Annotated in this window: 16 protein-coding genes; 10 read left to right on the top strand and 6 right to left on the bottom strand. The window is 59.1% G+C overall.

All coding sequences use genetic code 11. The annotated features are described in order from the left end of the window. Window positions 1–222: 222 nt before the first annotated feature. The gene (gene dacB, locus IBT54_RS08165) at window positions 223–1656 is read left to right on the top strand and encodes a serine-type D-Ala-D-Ala carboxypeptidase (protein WP_095707670.1); all 1434 of its coding nucleotides are present in this window, start codon (window positions 223–225) and stop codon (window positions 1654–1656) included. Window positions 1657–1719: 63 nt separating this feature from the next. Here the strand turns inward: dacB and IBT54_RS08170 are convergent, their stop codons facing one another. Further along, window positions 1720–3984 carry a TonB-dependent siderophore receptor gene (locus IBT54_RS08170; protein WP_201251985.1) on the bottom strand — a complete coding sequence of 755 codons (2265 nt, stop codon included), beginning with the start codon at window positions 3982–3984 and terminating at the stop codon, window positions 1720–1722. Window positions 3985–4234: 250 nt separating this feature from the next. On the opposite strand from IBT54_RS08170, the gene fes reads away from it, so the two are divergent. The 3 genes from fes (at window position 4235) to IBT54_RS08185 (ending at window position 9690) form a co-directional block, all read left to right on the top strand. Further along, a complete protein-coding gene (fes, locus tag IBT54_RS08175) occupies window positions 4235–5446 on the top strand; it encodes an enterochelin esterase (RefSeq protein WP_201251986.1) in 1212 nt (403 codons plus the stop codon). 100 nt (window positions 5447–5546) lie between these two features. Further along, complete coding sequence (locus IBT54_RS08180; protein WP_201251987.1) at window positions 5547–5768, top strand: MbtH family protein; 222 nt, start codon at window positions 5547–5549, stop codon at window positions 5766–5768. Then, on the top strand, window positions 5761–9690 hold the full coding sequence (locus IBT54_RS08185; RefSeq protein WP_201251988.1) for an enterobactin synthase subunit F: 3930 nt from the start codon (window positions 5761–5763) through the stop codon (window positions 9688–9690). The genes IBT54_RS08180 and IBT54_RS08185 overlap by 8 nt, the downstream gene beginning before the upstream one ends. A gap of 42 nt (window positions 9691–9732) precedes the next feature. Here IBT54_RS08185 and IBT54_RS08190 read toward each other — a convergent pair whose 3' ends face one another. The 3 genes from IBT54_RS08190 to fepD are packed head-to-tail and all read right to left on the bottom strand — an operon-like array spanning window position 9733 to window position 12484. Then, window positions 9733–10524, bottom strand: coding sequence for an ATP-binding cassette domain-containing protein (locus IBT54_RS08190; protein ID WP_033781646.1), 792 nt, complete (start codon window positions 10522–10524; stop codon window positions 9733–9735). Then, window positions 10521–11498 carry an iron-enterobactin ABC transporter permease gene (gene fepG, locus IBT54_RS08195; protein ID WP_201251989.1) on the bottom strand — a complete coding sequence of 326 codons (978 nt, stop codon included), beginning with the start codon at window positions 11496–11498 and terminating at the stop codon, window positions 10521–10523. The genes IBT54_RS08190 and fepG overlap by 4 nt, the downstream gene beginning before the upstream one ends. After that, a complete protein-coding gene (fepD, locus tag IBT54_RS08200) occupies window positions 11495–12484 on the bottom strand; it encodes a Fe(3+)-siderophore ABC transporter permease (RefSeq protein ID WP_013359898.1) in 990 nt (329 codons plus the stop codon). Before fepD ends, fepG begins: the two co-directional genes overlap by 4 nt. 147 nt (window positions 12485–12631) lie before the next feature. Between fepD and entS the strand changes: the two genes are divergently transcribed. Then, the gene (entS, locus tag IBT54_RS08205; RefSeq protein WP_033781640.1) at window positions 12632–13876 is read left to right on the top strand and encodes an enterobactin transporter EntS; all 1245 of its coding nucleotides are present in this window, start codon (window positions 12632–12634) and stop codon (window positions 13874–13876) included. Here entS and fepB read toward each other — a convergent pair. Then, window positions 13871–14839 carry a Fe2+-enterobactin ABC transporter substrate-binding protein gene (gene fepB / locus IBT54_RS08210; protein WP_033781638.1) on the bottom strand — a complete coding sequence of 323 codons (969 nt, stop codon included), beginning with the start codon at window positions 14837–14839 and terminating at the stop codon, window positions 13871–13873. The genes entS and fepB overlap by 6 nt on opposite strands. 176 nt (window positions 14840–15015) lie before the next feature. On the opposite strand from fepB, the gene IBT54_RS08215 reads away from it, so the two are divergent. From IBT54_RS08215 to IBT54_RS08235, 5 genes are read left to right on the top strand one after another with little or no spacing between them, the layout of a single operon-like run. Then, complete coding sequence (locus tag IBT54_RS08215) at window positions 15016–16194, top strand: isochorismate synthase (RefSeq protein WP_201251990.1); 1179 nt, start codon at window positions 15016–15018, stop codon at window positions 16192–16194. Window positions 16195–16204: 10 nt separating this feature from the next. Continuing rightward, the gene (locus IBT54_RS08220) at window positions 16205–17821 is read left to right on the top strand and encodes a (2,3-dihydroxybenzoyl)adenylate synthase (protein ID WP_201251991.1); all 1617 of its coding nucleotides are present in this window, start codon (window positions 16205–16207) and stop codon (window positions 17819–17821) included. Window positions 17822–17839: 18 nt separating this feature from the next. After that, window positions 17840–18694, top strand: a complete 855-nt coding sequence (locus IBT54_RS08225; protein ID WP_033781634.1) for an isochorismatase family protein — start codon at window positions 17840–17842, stop codon at window positions 18692–18694. Beyond that, entirely contained in the window at window positions 18691–19449 is a 759-nt protein-coding gene (dhbA, locus tag IBT54_RS08230; protein WP_201251992.1) for a 2,3-dihydro-2,3-dihydroxybenzoate dehydrogenase, read from the top strand. The genes IBT54_RS08225 and dhbA overlap by 4 nt, the downstream gene beginning before the upstream one ends. 2 nt (window positions 19450–19451) lie before the next feature. Next, window positions 19452–19871, top strand: coding sequence for a hotdog fold thioesterase (locus IBT54_RS08235; protein ID WP_033731990.1), 420 nt, complete (start codon window positions 19452–19454; stop codon window positions 19869–19871). 71 nt (window positions 19872–19942) lie between these two features. Here IBT54_RS08235 and cgtA read toward each other — a convergent pair whose 3' ends face one another. Then, the gene (gene cgtA / locus IBT54_RS08240; protein ID WP_013359890.1) at window positions 19943–21115 is read right to left on the bottom strand and encodes an Obg family GTPase CgtA; all 1173 of its coding nucleotides are present in this window, start codon (window positions 21113–21115) and stop codon (window positions 19943–19945) included. Window positions 21116–21243 lie beyond the last annotated feature (128 nt).

The following is a 21243-nucleotide window of genomic DNA, read 5'->3' on the forward strand; positions in this document are numbered from 1 at the left end:
AACGATGTCATCCTGACCGGTGACCGCAGAAAAAAGCGCTCTGCGGCGCATTAGCCCGTTTTTGCAAATAAAAGAATCCTGACCCGGAGATGCCTCCAGGCCAGAAAAGAGTTTTGCAATTTGATACGTATTTTACCCCAGAGTTCCCTGCGGGTCATCGTTTACTTTGCACCGCCCAGCGACGTAGTATTGACGCCCTCACCTGCCAGTTACCGCGAGATTATGCGATTTTCACGACTTGTTACCGGATTAAGCTGCGCATTTATGCTGCAGGCACACGCAGCGCCAGTTGATGAATACATGCAGTACCTGCCAGATGGCGCCAATCTGGCGCTGATGGTTCAGAAAGTGGGTGCATCAACACCGATCATTGATTACCACGGCAAACAGATGGCCCTGCCCGCCAGTACCATGAAAGTGGTGACGGCGCTGGCGGCACTACTGGAACTGGGTGGCGATTTCCGTTTTCAGACCACGTTTGAGACCCGGGGTGCCATTATAGATGGCACCCTGAACGGCGATTTAGTCGCACGTTTCGGCGGTGATCCGACATTAAGCCGTCAGGATCTGCGCAACATGATCGCGGCGATAAAGAAGCAGGGCATTAACCATATAAAAGGCAATCTTGTTATCGACACCTCGGTTTTTGCCAGTCATGACATGGCACCGGGCTGGCCGTGGAACGATATGACCCAGTGCTTCAGCGCCCCGCCGGGTGCCGCGATTGTAGATAAAAACTGCTTCTCGGTGTCGCTCTACAGCGCTAATACGCCGGGTGAAAATGCGTTTGTGCGCATCGCTTCCTATTATCCGGCGCATATGTACAGCCAGGTCCGCACCATCGGCCGTAACAGTGGTGAAGGGCAATATTGTGAACTGGATGTGGTTCCGGGTGAGCTGAACCGCTACACCCTGACAGGCTGTATGCGCCAGCGTGCCGAACCGCTGCCGCTGGCCTTTGCGGTGCAGGATGGCGCGGCCTGGGCGGGTGAAATCCTGAAGGCAGAGCTGCGGTCGTCAGAGATCGACTACAGTGGCCATCTGGTACGCCAGACGCAGGTTACGGAGCCAGGTACCGTACTGGCATCGACCCAGTCTGCCCCGCTGCATACGCTGCTGCACACCATGCTGAAGAAGTCAGACAACATGATAGCCGACACGGTCTTCCGCACCATTGGTCATCACTACTTCAACGTGCCCGGTACCTTCCGCGCCGGGCAGGATGCTGTCCGCCGGATCCTGAAAGCCAAAGCCAATGTGGATATGGGCAACAGCATTCAGGTCGATGGTTCCGGTCTGTCGCGCCACGATCTGATTTCGCCGCAAACCATGATGCAGGTGTTGCAGTTCATTGCGAAGAATGACAACACGCTGGATTATATTTCGATGCTGCCGCTGGCGGGTTATGACGGCACGCTACAGTATCGCGGCGGACTGCATGAAGCGGGACTGGATGGCAAGGTCTCGGCGAAAACCGGTTCACTGCAGGGCGTCTATAATCTGGCGGGCTTTATTACCACCTCCAGTGGTGCCCGTGTCGCCTTTGTTCAGTTCCTTTCCGGTTATGCAGTGCCGCCGGAAGATCAACGTACCCGCCGTATTCCACTGGTACGTTTTGAGAGCCGACTCTACCGCGATATCAATCAGAACAACTGATAAAGCAGAGATAAAAAACGCAGCGGGCGATCACCCTGCTGCGTTTTTTTATGGCTGAACCGATCAGAAGCGGGTGTTCACGCTCATATAAAATGTGCGGCCCGATTCGTTAAAGGTATTGGCTCCCGCGCCGTAGAGGTAAGCGCCGGTGGTGGCATTGCCGGTAGTCTGCGCATTGCCCTGACGGAAATGACGCTTGTCGAACAGGTTGTCGATACCGACCGTGAGGCTGGCATACTGATTAACATCATAGGTGCCGCTCATCCCCACCACCGAATAGGGGCTGACCTGATCGGTCGCGCTGCCGGTTACGGCGTTACCCTTATAGTCATACTTCTTCGGCACCTGTTTACCGTACCAGGTCAGGGTTGTCTGGAGGGAGAGATCCTGCGTCGCCTGCCAGCTCAGCGTCGAATTGAGCGTATACGCCGGAATAATTGACAGACGATCGCCAGTCTCTTTATTTTTGCTTTGCAGCATATACGTGAAGTTGTTGTTCCACGTTACGCTGTCGGAGAACGGGACGTTAACCGTACCTTCCAGCCCCTCAACCACCGCTTTGGGCACATTTTCCCATTTGTAGATGTCGGTTTTGCCGTTAGACGCGGTGCCGGTGGGAGCCGTGCCTGCCTCAATCTTGTTGCGATAGTCGTTGCGGAACCAGGTCAGACCCGCCTGATAGCCGTCGCGCTTCCATTCCAGTCCAATCTCTTTGTTGATGCTGTTTTCCGCTTTCAGGTCATCATTACCCATCAGATAACAGGCACCGATACTGGCCGCGCAGCCCTGACCATTGCTGTAAAGCAGATAGTTCGGGTTGGTCTGGTAGAGGCTCGGCGCTTTATAAGCGCGCGCAATGCCCATTTTCAGGGTGACCTCATCGCCTAATCCCTGTGAGAGGTTGAGCGACGGGCTCCAGTTATCGCCGACAATCGAATGGTGATCGAAGCGCAGGCCTGGCGTCAGCATGGTGCTGTCGGTCAGCTCAATATTGTCTTCCGCAAACAGTGAGAAGATCTCCGCCTGCGAATAGGGAGAGCGTCCGGTGGAGGCGATACCGGGAATCGAACCGTAGCTGGCGGCCTGCGTCGTCGAGGACGGATCCTTCATCCGCTGCTGATTCCATTCCGTGCCAAAGGTTGCGGTCTGATTCACCAGCCACTCAAACGGCACGCTGATCTCGCTGTGCAGCAACACATCATCCAGCTGGATGGTGTTGAAGTTGCTGTTGGAAAAGATACCTTCAGTGCCGCCCGCCAGCCCTTCATTCAGGCGCGAGTTGCGGGTGTTTTCATACTGCGCATAGGTATTGGTGCTGATGCCATTATCCCAGGCGCCGGTCCACTTAACCGAAAAGTTCTGCCGATAGAGCCGGTTGGCCTCGTCACCATATTTGCTTTTCACAAGCGCGTTGGTATTGGTGTTCTGGGTGTCGCCAGCATAGAGGTTGCCCTGACGGCTGTAACCGGCCCCCACTTCCAGCGCCTGCATTGGTGCAAACGCCCAGCGCAGCAGGCCATGAACATCTTTATTGACTGAACCTTCCCGGCCAGCCGGATAGGATCCTGCATAACTGCCGGTGCGGTCAGCGGCGTGACCTTCATTGATGTCGTAAGCGTCGGCCTGCGTTTTTGCCAGACCGCCATAGAGCCGGAAACTGACATCATCGCCCAGCGGTCCTTCAAGACTGAAGTTGGTACGCCGCGTCGCGCCCTCCTCCTTGTGTTGCGGCACGTTGTAATAGGCGCTCCACGAGCCGTGCCACTGATTATCCATCTCTTTTTTGGTGATGATATTGACCACGCCACCCGCCGCACCATTGCCGTAACGGGCCGCTGCCGGACCGCGGATGACGTCAATGCGGTCAATGATCTCTGGCGGTACCCAGTTCGTGTCGCCGCGTGTGTCGCGCTCGCCACGCCAGCCAAGCCGCACGGAATTACGGCTGGTTACCGGCAGCCCATCGATCAGAATCAGGGTGTTTTCCGGCCCCATGCCACGGATATCGATCTGACGGTTGTTTCCGCGCTGGCCGCTGGTGGAGTTACCGGTCAGGTTGACACCCGGCATGGTGCGGATAATTTCGGCAACGTCGCGCGCAGGGGGATGTTTTTTTATTTCGTCGGCGGTAATCGTCGATACGCCAGGTGCCTGCAGCGTCTGCTCAGCGGCGGTGACCGTCATGGTGCCGTCGTGGATCGTATCTGACGTGTTGTTGATCGCCGGGTCGCTGTGGGCTTGGGCAGCCACTGCGCCAGCAGAAATGAGAGAGGCAGTAAAACCCAGTTCAATCATAATGGCTAACGAAAGCCGGGATAACTTTTTCATTTTTCTGTTCCTGGAGTGCCAGCGAGCATGCCACTGCCGGCTTACCGGTAAAAAGGTCATAACCTTGCCTGCAACGCATTAACCCTCCCGCCACACCTGCTTCAGAACCGCGTTACGTCCGTCTGAAATCCGATGCGACAGAGAGAATGCGCGCGCTCCCTGTCGAGCGGAAACACCCTATTGCAAATGCAAATAATTATCAATACTATTATCTGTAACATGCATGACCCTAAGCAAGTGCGATTAAATCATGGCGCGAATGGCGTGGTTAAACGAAGAGACCGGCAGCGAACGCTGGTGGCATCATCAGCAGCAACAGGGCATTCCCCTGATTGAACCCGCTGAAAAGGGGACCTGTCAGGTCACTTTTTTCTGGCGTGATCCGCAGGGTGATCCGCTGCACTCTGATACCCGGCGCGTCTGGATCAACATTACCGGTGTAACCGATCATCATCACACAGCCTCACCTTCCTCCTTAACACCTGTTCCTGATACCGATGTCTGGTGGTGGCAAACCATCCTGCCCGCTGACTGGCGCGGCAGCTACTGCCTGATCCCTGATAACCAGACAGAGACGTTTACCGGGCAGGCTGATATGCAGGCGCTGCGCCAGTGGTGGGGTCAGAAATTCCGGCACGCACAAAGCGATCCGCTCAATCCGCTGCGGAGCTGGTCGGCCGGGCGCGGCATGAGCGTCTCACCGCTGCATCTGCCGCTTGCGCCTGAGCAGCAGGTCTGGCGTGCAGTTGATGAAGGTCGCGCCGCCACTCTTCCGCTGCAGCAGCATCTGTGGCGCAGCCAGCGGCTAGGCAATCAACGTCAGGTCTGGCTTTATGTCACCGGCGAGGCAGACGCTGCCGATCGTCCGCTGGCACTGCTGCTGGATGGTCAGTTCTGGGCGCACAGCATGCCGGTTGCCGGTCCGCTTCAGGAACTCACTGAGGCAGGCGAACTGCCTCCTGCGGTCTATGTCATGATCGACATCATTGACCGCGAACACCGCACGCGTGAACTGACCTGTAATCCCGATTTCTGGCTGGCGATTCAGCATGAGCTGTTACCACAAATTCAGCAGTGGGCACCGTTCCGGGCCGACAGTACGCTGGTGGCCGGACAGAGTTTTGGCGGCCTTTCTGCCGCTTACGCCACCCTGACCTGGCCGGAAACCTTTGCGGGTGCCGTCAGTCTTTCCGGTTCGTTCTGGTGGCCCGCGCGCGGCGACCCGAATGGCTGGCTGCCGCAGCAGTTACAGCAGGGTTTGCTGCAGGCGCCCTCCCGGCGCTTTTATCTGGAGGCGGGACGGCGCGAACGACTGATTCTGGCGGCAAACGAGCAGTTTCAGCGCGATCTGACTGTGGCAGGACATCAGGTCAGCTATCACTCGGTTGAAGGTGGTCACGATGCGCTGTGCTGGCGCGGCGGGCTGCTGGCGGGCCTCAAAGCTATGTGGCAATCGTCATAACCCGCTGAACTCCCGCCGCCTGTGCGCCATTAAAAGAAAGAAAAAGGATACGCAGGAGAGCGGCGTTAACGCGCCCGACGACTTCGGACAGGAGACCAACATGCAACAACGCAATCCTTTCGACGATCCCCAGCAGGATTGTCAGGTGCTGAAAAACGATCAGCAGCAATACAGCTTATGGCCCGCCTTTTGTGCGGTTCCGCCAGGATGGCAGCCTGTTTATGGGCCCGAACCACAGGTTCGCTGCCTGAGCTGGCTGAATAAAAACTGGCACGATATCCGTCCGGTTATGACGCAGGATAGTGGGAGCCGCGATGTCTGAGACCATTCTGAACCCGCTGACAGAGCAAAAAACATTGCCGCTGGTGGCCGCTCAGCCCGGTATCTGGATCGCTGAGCAGTTATCCCCCTATTCCAATGCCTACGCCGTGGCACATTTCGTTGAACTGCGTGGTGCGCTGAACAGCGCGCTGCTGTCTCGCGCCATCATTGCCGGCATGCAGGAAGCGGACACACTGAATATGGCCTTTGGCGAGCAGGAGGGTGAACCGCTGCAGTGGCCTGCCCCCCAGCATTTTCGCGAGCCTGAAATAATCGATCTACGCGATGCCGCCGATCCGGCGGCGGCCGCACGGGCGCTGATGCAGCATGATATGTCCGGCGATCTGCGGGTGCTGAGCGGTGCGCCGCTCTATCATCACAGCCTGCTTCGGCTGGGCGAGGATCACTGGTACTGGTATCAGCGCTACCATCATCTGGTGGTCGATGGTTTCAGCTTTACCGCCCTGACCCGCCGTATCGCCCATCTCTACAGCGCCTGGCGGCACGGCGACACGCCGGAGCCGAGCTCCTTTGTCCCGTTCAGCGAGGTCGTCGACGAGTATCAGCGCTATCAGCACTCTTCGACCTGGCAGCGCGATCGTCAGTTCTGGCTGGAAAAAGGGGCGCATTTACCTGCGCCCGCCTCGTTATCCTCGCTGCCGCTGGCGGGTCAGAGTGCCAGCACCGACCTGCTGCGACACACATTTGCCGTGGAGCGACACACCTTTAAGGCGTTGCTGGCGCATACTCAGCAGCAGAATCTCAGCGCGGCGGACACCGCCTTTGCGCTGGTGGCGCTGTGGCTGGCGCGCCTCACCGGTCAGAACGACTTTGCCGCCGGTTTCATCTTTATGCGCCGCATCGGCTCGGCCGCGCTCTGCGCCACTGGTCCGGTGATCAACGTATTGCCTATGGCGATCCATTACGATCCGGCACAGCCGCTGACGGCACTGGCCGCGCGGCTGGCGGGTGAGGTCAGAAAAATGCGCCGTCATCAGCGTTACGACGCTGAGCAGGTGCAGCGCGATCTGGGGCGCTTGGGTGACAGTGCTCCGCTCTATGGGCCGGTAATTAACCTGAAGATGTTCGACTATCAGCTCGATTTCGCTGGCATTGAAGGCATCACTCATCAGCTGGCATCAGGCCCGGTTCGCGATCTGGAGATTGCTATCTACCTCAGCGAACAGGGCGACCTGACGCTGGAATTACTGGCTAATGCAGCGCGCTACAGCGAAACCGTGCTGAAGCAACATGCCAGCCGCTTTGGTCTGCTGCTTCAGCAGCTTGCCGTCCGGCCAGCGTGCGCCTGTGGCGAGCTGGATATGCTGATACCGGAAGAACATCAGCAGTTGGCAGCGATCAATCAGACCGCCGTGATGCTGCCTGCAGAGACGCTAAGCAGCCTGCTGCAGCAGCAGGCGCAGCGTACGCCGCACGCCGTGGCGCTGGCGGATGAGGCGCATCAGCTTAATTATCAGCAGATGCAGCAGCAGGTCGCCGCGCTGGGACAACAGCTGATTGCGCAGGGAGTGACACGGGGCGACATCGTCGCCGTGGCGCTGCCGCGCTCGGTCTTTTTATCGCTGGCACTGCAGGCGATTGTCAGCACAGGCGCAACCTGGCTGCCGCTTGATACCGGCTACCCGGACGATCGGCTGAAGATGATGCTGGAAGATGCCGCGCCGAAAACGCTGATCACCTGCCGCGAACTGGCAGACCGGCTGGCGGCTCTCTCACCGGTTGCGCCGCTGTTTTACGACGCGCTGTTAACACCGGTTGATCGCGTGCTGACACAGGCTCCGCGTCCGCATGATGGCGCTTACCTCATCTATACCTCTGGTTCGACCGGTCGGCCAAAAGGCGTGCTGGTCAGTCATGAGGCAATCGTCAACCGGCTGCTGTGGATGCAGGATTGTTATCCGCTCGGCGGTGATGATGTCGTGCTGCAGAAAACGCCGAGCAGCTTTGATGTCTCGGTGTGGGAGTTCTTCTGGCCCTTGATTGCTGGCGCACAGCTGGTGATGGCACCGCCTGATGCCCACCGCGACCCGGAAGCCCTGCAGCAGCTGTTTGCCCGCTACCGCGTGACCACCACCCATTTTGTTCCCTCGATGCTGGCGGCCTTTGTTGCCTCGCTGCAGGATGACAATGCGATAGAAAGGTGCACCACCCTGCGGCAGGTGTTCTGCAGTGGCGAAGCGCTGCCCGCTGAGCTGTCGCGCCAGTGGCAGACGCTGACCCGGGTACCCTTGCATAACCTGTATGGCCCGACCGAAGCGGCAGTGGATGTCAGCTTCTACCCGGCGTTCGGACCCGCGCTGGCAGCCGTCGACGGTGCCAGCGTGCCGATTGGCTTCCCGGTCTGGAACACCGGCTTACGGATTCTGGATGCGCGTCTGCAGCCGGTGCCGCCAGGCGTGGCGGGCGATCTCTGGCTGACCGGCGTGCAGCTGGCACAGGGTTATCTGGATCGCCCCGACCTCACGGCCAGCCGGTTTGTGGCAGATCCGTGGGGTCACGGCTCCCGCATGTACCGCACCGGCGATGTGGCGCGCTGGCTGCCGGATGGTGCGGTGGAGTATCTGGGCCGCAGCGACGATCAGCTTAAAATCCGCGGACAGCGCATCGAGCTGAATGAGATCGACCATGCCATGGCTGCGCTGCCTGGCATTGTGCAGGCCGTGACGCATGCGGTGGTACTGGGCAGCAGCAGCGACCAGCAGGGTGATGCCCGCCAGCTGGTCGGCTATGTAGTGGCAGATGGCCCGATTGATGCCGACGTCATGCGCCAGACGCTGGCGACACAGTTGCCCGCGCATATGGTGCCGGTGGCGATTGTTCAGCTGGCGGCATTACCGCTCAGCAGCAACGGCAAGCTGGATCGTAAAGCGCTGCCGCTGCCACAGACCCGGACAGCGGCTGCCGGTCGTGCGCCGCACCCTGGTCTGGAAACCACGCTGGCGCAGGCGTTCGCCACGCTGCTGGAACGTGAGTCCGTCAGCGCACAGGATGATTTTTTTGCGCTGGGTGGCCATTCGCTGCTGGCGATGCGGCTGGCGGCGCATCTGCGGCGGACGCTGAATCAGCCGGTGTCAGTGGGCCAGATTATGGTGGCAGCTACGGCAGAAAAGCTGGCCGCCCTGCTCAGTAGCGAATCCGCGGAGACAGCCCGCGCCGGATTTGAGGCGGTCTTGCCGCTGCGGCGCACTACCGGCCCGACGCTGTTCTGCTTCCATCCCGCCTCCGGTTTTGCCTGGCAGTTCAGCGTGTTGCAGCGCTATCTGGATGCCCGCTGGTCGCTGCTCGGTATTCAGTCACCCGACATTACCAGCCCGCTGAATCAGGCGCAGCACCTTGATGCGGTGTGTGACGCACATCTGGTGACGGTGCGCCAGCAGCAGCCAGAGGGGCCCTACTATTTCCTTGGCTACTCACTGGGCGGCACGCTGGCACAGGGTATCGCTGCGCGGCTGGAGGCCGAAGGTGAAACGGTCGCCTTCCTCGGGCTGCTGGATACCTGGCCGCCAGAGACGCAGAACTGGGATGAACGGCGCGGCGAAAACGTGCTGGACCCGGCGGTGCTGGAAGAAGTGAATCGGGAGCGCGAGCAGTTTATCGCGGCACAGCGCGAGCAGGCAGGTGAAGGGATGGCGGCGCTGTTCACCACCATTGAAGCCAACTACGCCAGTTCGGTGCGCCTGCTGGCGACGGCACGCAGCGCCCGCTTCGGGGGACACGCCACGCTGTTCCTGGCGCAACAGACGCAGCAGCCCGGTCAGGATGTGCGTCGCGCCTGGGCGCCCTGGATTGGCGGGCTGACCGTCTGGCCGCTGGACTGTGCGCACGTCGAGATCATCTCACCACGCATGTTCGAGCAGATTGGCCCACGACTGCAGCAGTGTCTGGCGGCGCTGATTTCCTGAGCCGTCCTGACCTCGCGCTTTCTTCACCAGAGAAAGCGCGGGTCAGCCTCTGCCCAGCGGCACAATCATCGGCGTACCGGCCACGGGATCGTTAATGATGATGCAGCGCAGGCCGTAGATCGCTTCTATCAGTTCCGGCGTCACAATCTCCGCCGGTTTCCCTTCGGCAACGATTTTCCCGTCGCGCATCGCTATCAGGTGGCTGGCGTAGCGGCACGCCTGATTAAGATCGTGCAGCACCACCACCAGCGTTCGGCCATGCTGCTGATTGAGATCCTGCATTAATTCCAGCAGTTCAATCTGATGGGCGATATCCAGCCAGGTGGTCGGTTCATCCAGCAGCAATAGCGGTGTCTGCTGAGCCAGCACCATCGCAATCCACACCCGCTGCCGCTGACCGCCAGAGAGCGTATCAACCTGCTGCTGCGCTAAACCGGCCACGCCGGTGGCCTGCATGGCCTGCTGCACCGCTGCCTCATCTTCCTGTCGCCAGCGCCCGAACAGCGACTGGTGCGGATAACGCCCGCGCGCCACCAGTTCGCTGACGCTGATACCCGCAGGCGCGTTCGAGCTTTGCGGCAGCAGCCCCAGCCGGCGTGCCACCTCTTTGGTAGCGTAGTGAGCAATCGTATTGCCATCCAGCAGCACCTCGCCCTGTAGCGGCGAGACCAGGCGGCTTAAGGTACGCAGCAGCGTCGATTTTCCGCAGGCGTTGGGACCGATGATCACGGTCAGCTCACCGTCAGGGATCGCGACAGAGAGATTCTCCGCCACGATTTTTTTGTCATAGCCCAGCGTCAGCGCGTCACCCTGCAAACGTGTTGTCACTTTCATTGACGTCGTGCCTCCCGCACCAGTAGCGCAATCAGATAGAGTCCGCCCAGACTGACCGTGATCACGCCAACCGGCAGCTGATAAGGCAGGAAAAAGTGCTGCGCGGCGTAATCCGCGGCGATTAACAGCAGCGCGCCACACAAGGCAGCCAGCGGCAGCGCGCCTTTAGTACCACCACTGAGCCGCCGCGCAATCTGCGGTGCCAGCAACGCAATAAAAGAGATCGGACCGGCCAGCGCCGTCGAGGCGGCGGTGAGGATAACGCCCGTCAGCATCAGCATGATGCGGCTGCGCTCAACCGGAACGCCCAGCGCGCAGGCCGTGTCGTCACCCATCTCCAGCAGTCGCATGCGGCGGGCCAGCATGCCTGTTGCCAGCAGCGCCAGCAGCAGCACGGTGATCACCGGCATGGTTTTTGCCCAGGTAATGCCGTTAAGTGAACCGGCGCTCCAGAGCCCGGCACTCAGTGCCGCCTCCAGTGAAGCACTGATAATCAGCCAGTTGTTCAGCGCCATCAGCAGTGCCCGCACGCTGATGCCCACAATAATCAGCCGGAAGGTCTCCACGCCGTTGCGCCAGCTGAACAGCCAGACCACACCTGCAGTGAGCAGCCCGCCTGCCAGCGCCGCCAGCGTCATCCCTTCCATGTTTTGCTGGAACAGCACCAGCGCCACCAGCACACCGCTGTAAGCGCCAGTGTTGAAACCCAGAATATCGGGACTGCCCAGCGGGTTGCGCAGCAGCGACTGGAAAATCGCCCCGCTGACGCCCAGCGCCGCACCAATCAGCAGCGCCATCATGACGCGCGGCAGACGCCACTCCAGTACAATCAGCTGAACATTGCGCGCTGCCTCGCCGTTGAGAAGTGCCCATAACTGGCTGGCGGAGATCGGTAAGGTGCCGCGCGTGACGCCCAGAAAAGCCAGCGCCCCGCAGGCCATCAGCAGCAGCGCATTGATCATCGTCCGTGTCATATCTGCCCTCTTCCCAGCTTACGGCGCACCAGCACAATCAGCATCGGCGCACCGAGAATGGCCGTGACAATTGACACGCGCAGTTCACCCGGCACCAGCAGCCGTCCCAGAATATCGGCCGCCAGCAGCAGACAGGGAGTGATCACCAGGGTTCCCGGCAGCATCCAGCGATGATCGTTGCCCAGCAGCCAGCGGGCCAGATGCGGTGTCATTAACCCGACAAAGGCGATGGGGCCGACTGCCGCCGTCGCCGCACCGCTCAGCAGTGCAATCGCCAGCAATCCCACCAGTTGAGTACGCATCACACGGGTGCCCAGCGCGGTTGCCATATCTCCGCCCATACTCAGGCTGTTGAGCGAACGTGCCAGCAGCAACGCCAGCAGGCTCCCGGCTACGACCGCCGGAAAGACAGTGCGCAGAATGGCGAAATTGCGGATATCCAGCGAGCCGCTGTGCCAGAAACGCAGATGATCGTAAATATCGGGATTAAGCAGCGACAGGCCAGATGTTAAACCCTCCAGCACCGCACCCAGCGCCACGCCTGCCAGCGTCAGACGCAGCGGATTCACGCGGCCGCCGCCGATCGCACCCGTCATGGCCACCAGCAGCGACGCCAGCAGTGCACCCGTAAAAGCAAAACCCAGCCATTCCGCAGGAGAATCGGCGCCAGAGAGGGCGATGCCAAGCACCACCGCAAAACCCGCTCCGGCATTCACACCAAGAATGCCTGGATCGGCCAGGGGATTGCGCGTCAGGCTCTGCATCAGTGCGCCCGCCAGACCTAAACTGATCCCGGCCAGCAGTCCCGCAAGGGTTCGCGGCAGCCGGGCATCGCGCACGATCACGCAATCGATGCGGCTGCAGTCGGAGAGTAAGGCATGTGTGACATCATGAAAGGGTACAGGTCTGGCTCCCAGCATCAGGCTGAGCGCAATAAGCAACAATAGCAGCATCCCTGAACCGGCTATTGCACGGAGTTGACGCATAACGTTTAAACCTTCACGAATTCAACATGGCTCGCAATTGCGAGTGTTTATGATAATGATACTTGTTATCGTTATTAACTATTTTTTGTATGTTACCATGACTCTCAGATTCAATAATGAGGAAAATGGGTGCTAAAAAGCGACGCTATGAACAAACCCTCCCATTTTATCGATCTCACTCTGCTGAGAACCCATCCCGCCTTTCGCGCCCTGTTTATCGCCCGCTTTATCTCGATTGTCGCTCTCGGCATGCTGGCGGTGGCGGTCCCGGTTCAGATTCAGCAACTGACGCAATCACCATTGCTGGTAGGACTGGCGGTGACGCTGGCCGGAGCCGGTATGTTTATCGGTCTGCTGACCGGCGGCGTGCTGGCCGATCGCTATGAGCGTCGTCGCCTGATCCTGTTTGCCCGATCCACCTGTGGCCTGGGCTTTGCCGCGTTGTGCATTAATGCCCTGCTCCCTTCACCGTCGGTCATCGCCGTCTTCGTGCTGGGACTCTGGGATGGTTTTTTCGGCGCGATAGGCGTCACGGCGCTGCTGGCGGCCACGCCGGCGCTGGTCGGGCGTGAGAATCTGATGAAGGCGGGTGCCATTACTATGCTGACGGTGCGCTTTGGCGCGATTCTGTCACCCGCGATTGCGGGTATGGTGATTGCTCAGGGCGGTGTGGCGTGGAACTACGGGCTGGCCGCGTTCGGCACGCTGCTGACGGTGTTAACCCTGTTGCGATTGCCGCCGCTTGCGCCACCGCCGCAGCCGCGTGAACATCCCATAAAGGCACTAAGCAGCGGCGTCCGCTTCCTGTTCGATACGCCAATTGTAGGTATGGCGGCGCTGACTGGCGCGCTGGTAACGCTAGCCAGCGCGGTGCGTGTGCTCTATCCGGCGCTGGCCCCTCACTGGCAGGTCGGTCTGACGGCGCTGGGACTGATGTACGCCGCCGTGCCGTTGGGTGCTGCGACAGGCGCGCTGACCAGCGGACGGCTGGCACAGTCGCCACAGCCGGGCCGCCTGATTCTGGTCAGTGCCATCGCGGCATTCGTCGCACTGGCTCTGTTCAGCCTGATGCCGTGGTTCAGCCTGAGTCTGATCTGCCTCGTAGCCTTTGGTTATTTCAGTGCCATCAGCAGCCTGGTGCAGTACGCGATGATTCAGACGCTGACGCCCGATGCGCTGCTTGGCAGGATCAACAGCCTCTGGACAGCGCAGAATGTCACCGGCGATGCGATAGGTGCAGCAATAATTGGCGCGATGGGTTCACTGCTGTTGCCGCAGCAGGCCGCCGCCCTCTCTGGCCTGGCAGCCACCGTGCTGGGTCTCATCATGTGGCTGCTGATGGCCCGCCTGCGACGCTATCAACGGCCTGCCTCCGACGATGCCACATCATGATTTCACGAACAGCGCTTCCAGCCGCGTCAGTAAATGACTGGCGCTGTAGTAGTCGAGACGAAAGCTATCCAGCCCCAGCGCATAGACCGCTTTAGCGCGCACCGCTGGGGTCTGCGCCAGAAAAGCATTGCTCATTACCTGCGCAGCCGTGTTATCTTCGGCGGCAAACAGCAGATAAGTCTGTCCATTCAGGCCTTCCGCCAGATTTTCGCCTGACAGCTGAAGAATATCTTTACGTTGTCCCATGCTGTGAGCAGACTGAAGCGTCGCCGGTGGCGTTGCCAGCGTGAAGCCCAGCTCCTGCAGTAACTTCCCCTGTGCCGATGCCTCCGTCCAGAGATTCACAGCCCGGCCATCTCCGTTCCACACCATTGCAGAAACCGGCTGCGGAGGCAGGGTCAGCTTTGCCTTCAGCGCCTTTTCACGCGCGTCGAACTCGCTTATCCGGGCAGCGGCATCCGCCTCATGCCCGGTCGCCTCACCCAGCAGCGTCACCAGCTGCTGCCAGCTTTTATCGTCATAGTTAACGACCAGTACCGGTGCAATCGCCGAGAGCTGATCGGCCAGTTTGATCGCTGAATCATTACCGGTGGCGCTGACCACAATCAGGTCTGGCGCTTCCGCAGCGATCGCTTCCGCATTGGGTTCACCAATATAGAGCCGCTTTACGCCACGCTGTTTCGCCACACGCCCCCACTGCCGGAAGAATCCCTGTTCATCAGCCAGCCGGCTGCCGGGTGCGGTTGCGCCACTGGCAACTACTGGCGCATCAATCGCCAGCAGCGAGCCAGTCAGGGTGACACTGGTCGAGACAATGCGGGTCGGTGCCTGAGCCAGGGTGACCTGACCTTTTGCCCCCGCGAAGGTGCGCGGCCAGCCGGTCTGTGCAACAGCGGTCACGCTGAACAGAGTGATACTCAGCAAAAACAGCGCTAATGCCGACGTTACTCCCTGTTTAGTCATTTGTTTTCATCCTATTTCTCTCTGGTAATCCGGGCGACAACTTGTGCTGATTTAACCAACAAAACCAGCTGAATCACCGCGTATTTATTGACACCTTCGGCTATTCGACGTAGGTTACTGCACCATAATACAAATGATAATCATTATTAGTTATCTTATCATTTATAGGTGAAATTATGGTGGAATCACTGGCATTTGAACATCCCCTGCTGCAGGATTTTCCGGCACTCTGCCGTGGCTTCCTGTTTACTTCTCCCTGGCGAAGCCTGACGACTCAGGGCTGTTTTACGACACTCACTGCTCCGGTAAACCAGGGTGAGCAGCTGACCGGAGAGTTTCAGCAACAACTGCAGCATCATTTTGCCTCGGCCAGAAAACAGGGCATAGCCCATCCCATTCTGGTGGGTGCGATCCCGTTCGATGTGGATCAGCCCGCTGCACTGTTTATCCCTGAGTCGTATCAGACCTTTCAACGTGACGATCTGAAAGCCCACGCCTCATTGGCTGAAAGCAATCTGCCAAAAGTTCGTCGCCGTACGGCGCTGCCGGATCACGCCACCTTCACTGACATGGTTGCGCAGGCCGTAACGGCCACGCAGCGCGGCGATCCGCATAAAGTGGTGCTGTCGCGGCTGATGGAGATCGTGGCGGAACAGCCGGTCGATACGGCCGCCCTGATGCAGCGCATCCTGGCGCAGAACCCTGACAGCTATCATTTTCATCTGCCGCTGCCTGATGGCGGCGCGCTGGTGGGTGCCAGCCCTGAACTGATGATCCGTAAGCAGGGCCGTCAGTTCAGCTCCTGTCCGCTGGCCGGTTCAGCGCCGCGCAACAGCGATCCACAGCGTGACCAGGCCTCAGGTGACAGCCTGATGCGGTCAGCTAAAGACCGGCATGAACATAAACTGGTGACGGACGCGATGCGCATGACGCTGCAGCCGCGCAGTCGCCTGCTGTCAGTCCCGGAAATCCCTTCCCTGCTGACCACCCCGACACTGTGGCACCTCGCTACGCAGATTCGGGGCGAAGTGCTGGACGACCGCGAAAATGCGCTGTCACTGGCCAGCCTGCTGCATCCGACACCGGCGCTCAGCGGCTTTCCGCATCAGCGTGCTCAGGCGCTGATTCAGCAACTTGAACCGTTTGAGCGTCAGCTGTTTGGCGGCATCGTCGGCTGGTGTGACGATCAGGGCAACGGCGAATGGGTCGTCACCATCCGCTGCGGCACGGTGAATGGTCCGCGGGTCCGGCTGTTTGCTGGCGCGGGCATCGTGGCGGACTCACAACCTGAATCCGAGTGGCGCGAAACCGGCGTCAAACTCGACACCATGCTTCGCGCTTTTGGATTGCACTAAAGGAACCTGTATGACGATTGCTTACAGCCGCTGGCCGGACGATCTGGCTGCACGTTACCGTGAAAAAGGGTACTGGCTGGATCTGCCGATGACCGACATCCTGGAACGTCACCGCGACAGCGAATGCGTGGCGGTGATTGATGGCGACCGGCAATTTACCTATCGCCAGATGGCCTCACTGAGTGACAATCTGGCAGCGGCCCTGCAGCATCGTGGCCTGAAACCCGGTGATACGGCGCTGGTGCAGCTTGGCAACGTGGCGGAATTTTATCTGACGCTGTTTGCGCTGTTCAAAATCGGCGTCGCCCCGGTTAACGCTCTTTTCAGCCATCAACGTACCGAACTGGTCGCCTATGCCAGTCAGATCGCGCCGTGCCTGTTGATTGCCGATCGCAGCCATCCCCTGTTCGCCGATGACGCCTTTATCACGCAGCTTCGCCGGGAACAGCATTCACTGCAGCAGGTGATCCTGCGTAATGACGCTCATGCGGAAAACAGTCTCGACGCCCTGCTGGCAGAACCCGCAGGTGACTTCAGGGCAACCCCGACCGCAGGCGATGACGTCGCTTTTTTCCAGCTGTCGGGCGGCAGTACCGGCACTCCGAAGCTGATCCCGCGTACCCACAATGATTACTACTACAGCATCCGGGAAAGTGACGTGATCTGCGGGGTCAACGCAGATACCCGTTACCTGATTGCTCTGCCCGCTGCACATAATTTCCCGATGAGTTCTCCGGGCGCGCTGGGCGTCTTTTACGCGGGCGGCCAGGTGATCTTAGCGGCCGATCCCAGCGCGACCCTCTGTTTCCCGCTGATTGAAAAACATCAGGTTACTGATACCGGCCTGGTTCCACCCGCGGCCAGTCTCTGGCTGCAGGCGATTCAGGAATGGGGCAGCAATGCCGCGCTGGCCTCAGTGCAACGTATTCAGGTCGGTGGCGCAAAGCTGGGTGAAACGCTGGCTGCGCGCATCCAGAACGAGATGGGCTGTAACCTTCAGCAGGTGTTTGGGATGGCGGAGGGTCTGGTGAACTACACCCGGCTGGATGACGATGAACAGACCATTCTCACCACGCAGGGCCGTCCGATCTCACCGGATGACGAGGTGTGGGTCGCAGACGAACAGGGGCATCCGCTGCCGGTCGGTGCCATTGGGCGCCTGATGACACGCGGTCCTTATACGTTCCGTGGCTACTACAACAGCCCGGAACATAACGCCGCCAGCTTTGATGACCAGGGCTTTTACTGCTCTGGCGATCTGGTTGAGATCACCCCCGCTGGCAACATCATTGTGCAGGGTCGTGAGAAAGATCAGATCAACCGGGGCGGCGAAAAGATCGCAGCTGAAGAGATTGAAAACCTGCTGCAGCGCCATGCGGATGTGATCCACGCGGCGCTGGTCTCTATGAGCGACGAACTGATGGGTGAAAAGAGCTGTGCGTTTATTGTCACCCGTCAGCCGGTGAAACCGGTGGCGCTGCGTCGTCACCTGCGTGAACTGGGCGTCGCCGAATTTAAGCTGCCCGACCGTATTACCTGCGTAGATGCCCTGCCGCTGACCGCGGTCGGCAAGGTGGACAAAAAACGTCTGCGCCAACAACTTGCCGATCAGCGTGCGCAAGCCTGATCTGTCCGGAGAATTTTAATGGCTATTCCACAACTGACCTCTTATCCGCTACCTGACGCCACTGAGCTGCCGAACAACAAGGTGAAATGGACGCTGGAGCCGGGCCGTGCTGCCCTGCTGATCCACGATATGCAGCGCTATTTCCTTAACTTCTGGGGCGATAACAGCCCGCTGGTTGAGCAGGTCGTTGACAATATTGTCCGCCTGCGACGCTACTGCAAAGCGCAGGGCATTCCGGTGTTTTACACCGCTCAGCCTAACGCGCAGAGCGATGAAGATCGTGCGCTGCTCAACGATATGTGGGGACCCGGCCTGAATAAACATCCCGATCAGCAGAAGATCGTGGAGGCGCTGGCACCGGATGAGCACGATCAGGTCCTGACCAAGTGGCGCTACAGTGCGTTTCATCGATCGCCGCTGGAGGCGATCCTGCAGGAGATGGGCCGCGATCAGCTGATTATTACCGGCGTCTATGCCCATATCGGCTGCCTGACCACCGCCACGGATGCGTTTATGCGTAATATCCAGCCGTTTATGGTGGCCGATGCGCTGGCTGACTTCAGCCGTGAGGAACATATGATGGCGCTGACCTACACCGCGGGTCGCAGCGGAAAAGTGGTGATGACCGCCGATCTGATGCCTGTACCGCTCAGCAAAGACGAACTGCGCATGCTGATCCTGCCGCTGCTGGAAGATGATGAGGTGCCGGACGATGATGAAAACCTGATCGACTACGGGCTGGATTCGGTACGTGTGATGGCGCTGGCGGCACGCTGGCGTCAGGTACATCGTGACATTGATTTTGTCAGCCTGGCCAGAAATCCTAGCATCGACGGCTGGTGGGCGCTGCTGTCGCGGGAGCCTGCTGAATGAGCCATCTATCCGATTTCAGCGGTAAAATCGTCTGGGTGACCGGTGCCGGTCAGGGCATTGGCTACCACACAGCGCTGGCCTTTCACCAGGCGGGCGCGCAGGTAGAGGCCTTTGATCTGCGGTTCCAGGGTCATGACTATCCGTTTTCCTGTCACATTATGGATGTAGCCGATCCGGCGCAGGTAAAATCCGTGTGTCAGCGGGTGCTGGCCGCCCAGCCGCGCATCGATGTGCTGGTCAACGCAGCCGGTATTCTGCGTACTGGTGCCACCGATGCGCTCTCATTTGCTGACTGGCAGGCCTGTCTTAACGTCAATGCGGGCGGTGCGTTTAACCTATTTCAGCAGACGCTGCCGCGTTTTCGCGAACAGCGCGCCGGTGCCATCGTTACTGTCGCATCGAATTCAGCGCATGCACCGCGTATTGGTATGTCCGCTTATGGTGCGTCAAAAGCCGCGCTGCGCAGCCTCTGTCTGACCGTGGGTCTGGAAATGGCGCCTTACAGTGTGCGCTGTAATATTGTTTCGCCTGGCTCCACTGACACCGATATGCAGCGCAGCCTGTGGCACACACCGACCGGCGAGCAGGAGATGATTGCGGGCTTCCCGGATCAGTTTAAGCTGGGTATTCCGCTGGGCAAGATCGCGCAGCCGCAGGAAATTGCGGCCACCGTTCTGTTTCTCGCGTCGGATCTTGCCAGCCATGTGACGCTGCAGGATATTGTGGTCGATGGCGGCGCAACCCTGGGAGCCTGATGATGACTGCGATCTGGAAACGATCCCTTGATCTTCCTGCACTGAACGCGCTGGGTGAGCACTCACTGGTGGCGCATCTGGGGATCGTTTTTACTGCGATAGGTGATGATTATCTGGAAGCGACGATGCCGGTCGATGCCCGGACGCAGCAGCCGTTCGGGTTGTTGCATGGTGGCGCCTCCGTGGTACTGGCGGAGTCGATGGGTTCAATTGCCGGGTATATGGCGGTTGAAGAAGGCAGCAGCGTGGTCGGTGTTGAAGTTAACGCCAGCCATCATCGCGCGGTGTCAGCGGGGCGGGTGCGAGGGACCTGCCGTCCATTGCATCTGGGTAAACGCAGTCAGAGTTGGCAGATTGAGATTCGGAACAGTCGGGATCAGCTGTGCTGCAGTGCGCGGCTGAGCGTAGCGGTCATGAGCTAGCGGCAGAAAGAACGATGCCCCCTTTCATACTGAAAGAGGGCATCACATATTACGCTGTAGCAGGCGTTCTGTTAACGCTGATAGATAATTTCAACGCCTTCGTCGTCTTCATCATCCCAGTCGTCATCCCACTCTTCGTCTTCCACTTCGACCGTGTTTTCAATGGTTTCTTTGTGGTAATCATCCCACATGAATTCCACTTTCTCCGGCTGCTTCTCTTCAAGCTCCGCTTCTTTCGGGTTAGCGTTGATGAAGCTCATCACGTCCCAGCAGAGTTCTTTGACGCCGGTCTGGCTTGCGGCAGAGATCAGGTAATACTTATCTTCCCAGCCCAGCGCTTCAGCAACCGCTTTCGCCCGTGACTGCGCTTCTTCTTCACTGATCAGATCAATTTTGTTGAAGACCAGCCAGCGTGGTTTGTTGAACAGCTTCTCGCTGTATTTTTCCAGCTCGCCGAGGATGATACGGGCATTTTCAACCGGATCGCTTTCATCAATGGGGTCGATATCGATCAGGTGAAGCAGTACGCGGCAGCGTTCCAGATGCTTCAGGAAGCGAATGCCGAGGCCTGCGCCCTCTGCTGCGCCTTCAATCAGACCCGGAATATCGGCCACGACGAAGCTCTGCTCGCTGTCCATACGCACCACGCCCAGGCTTGGCACCAGGGTGGTAAACGGATAGTCCGCTACTTTAGGTTTGGCTGCCGAGACGGCACGAATAAAGGTCGATTTACCGGCATTCGGTAAGCCCAGCATCCCGACGTCCGCCAGCAGCATCAGCTCCAGCTGCAGGTCACGCTTTTCACCTGGGGTACCCATGGTTTTCTGGCGCGGACTGCGGTTCACTGACGATTTGAAACGGGTGTTGCCCAGGCCATGCCAGCCGCCTTTACCGACCATCAGTTTCTGGCCGTGGCGCGTCATGTCGCCAAGTGTCTCACCGGTACCCTGGTCGATAACCCGGGTGCCGACCGGCACTTTAACTTCGATATCCTTACCGCGTTTACCGGTACAGTCGCGGCTCTGGCCGTTCTGCCCACGTTCGGCGCGGAAAGATTTTTCGAAACGATAATCGATAAGGGTATTGAGGTTTTCATCAGCGATCAGATAAACGTCACCGCCGTCACCACCATCACCCCCATCAGGGCCGCCTCTCGGGATATATTTTTCGCGGCGGAAGCTGACGCAACCATTACCGCCATCACCGGCGACGACCAGAATTGTCGCTTCATCAACAAACTTCATTTTTAAATCTCCGTCACACAATCGCCTGCAGCACTCTGCAGACGGGTCCGCCAGGGTCTTCTGCGCTGACCAGCGGCGGATAAATCAGGATTGGCTTTCGCCAGTGCGTACACAAAGTGTACAGCAAA

The organism is Pantoea sp. S62 (assembly GCF_016658625.1).
GTDB lineage: Bacteria > Pseudomonadota > Gammaproteobacteria > Enterobacterales > Enterobacteriaceae > Pantoea > Pantoea vagans.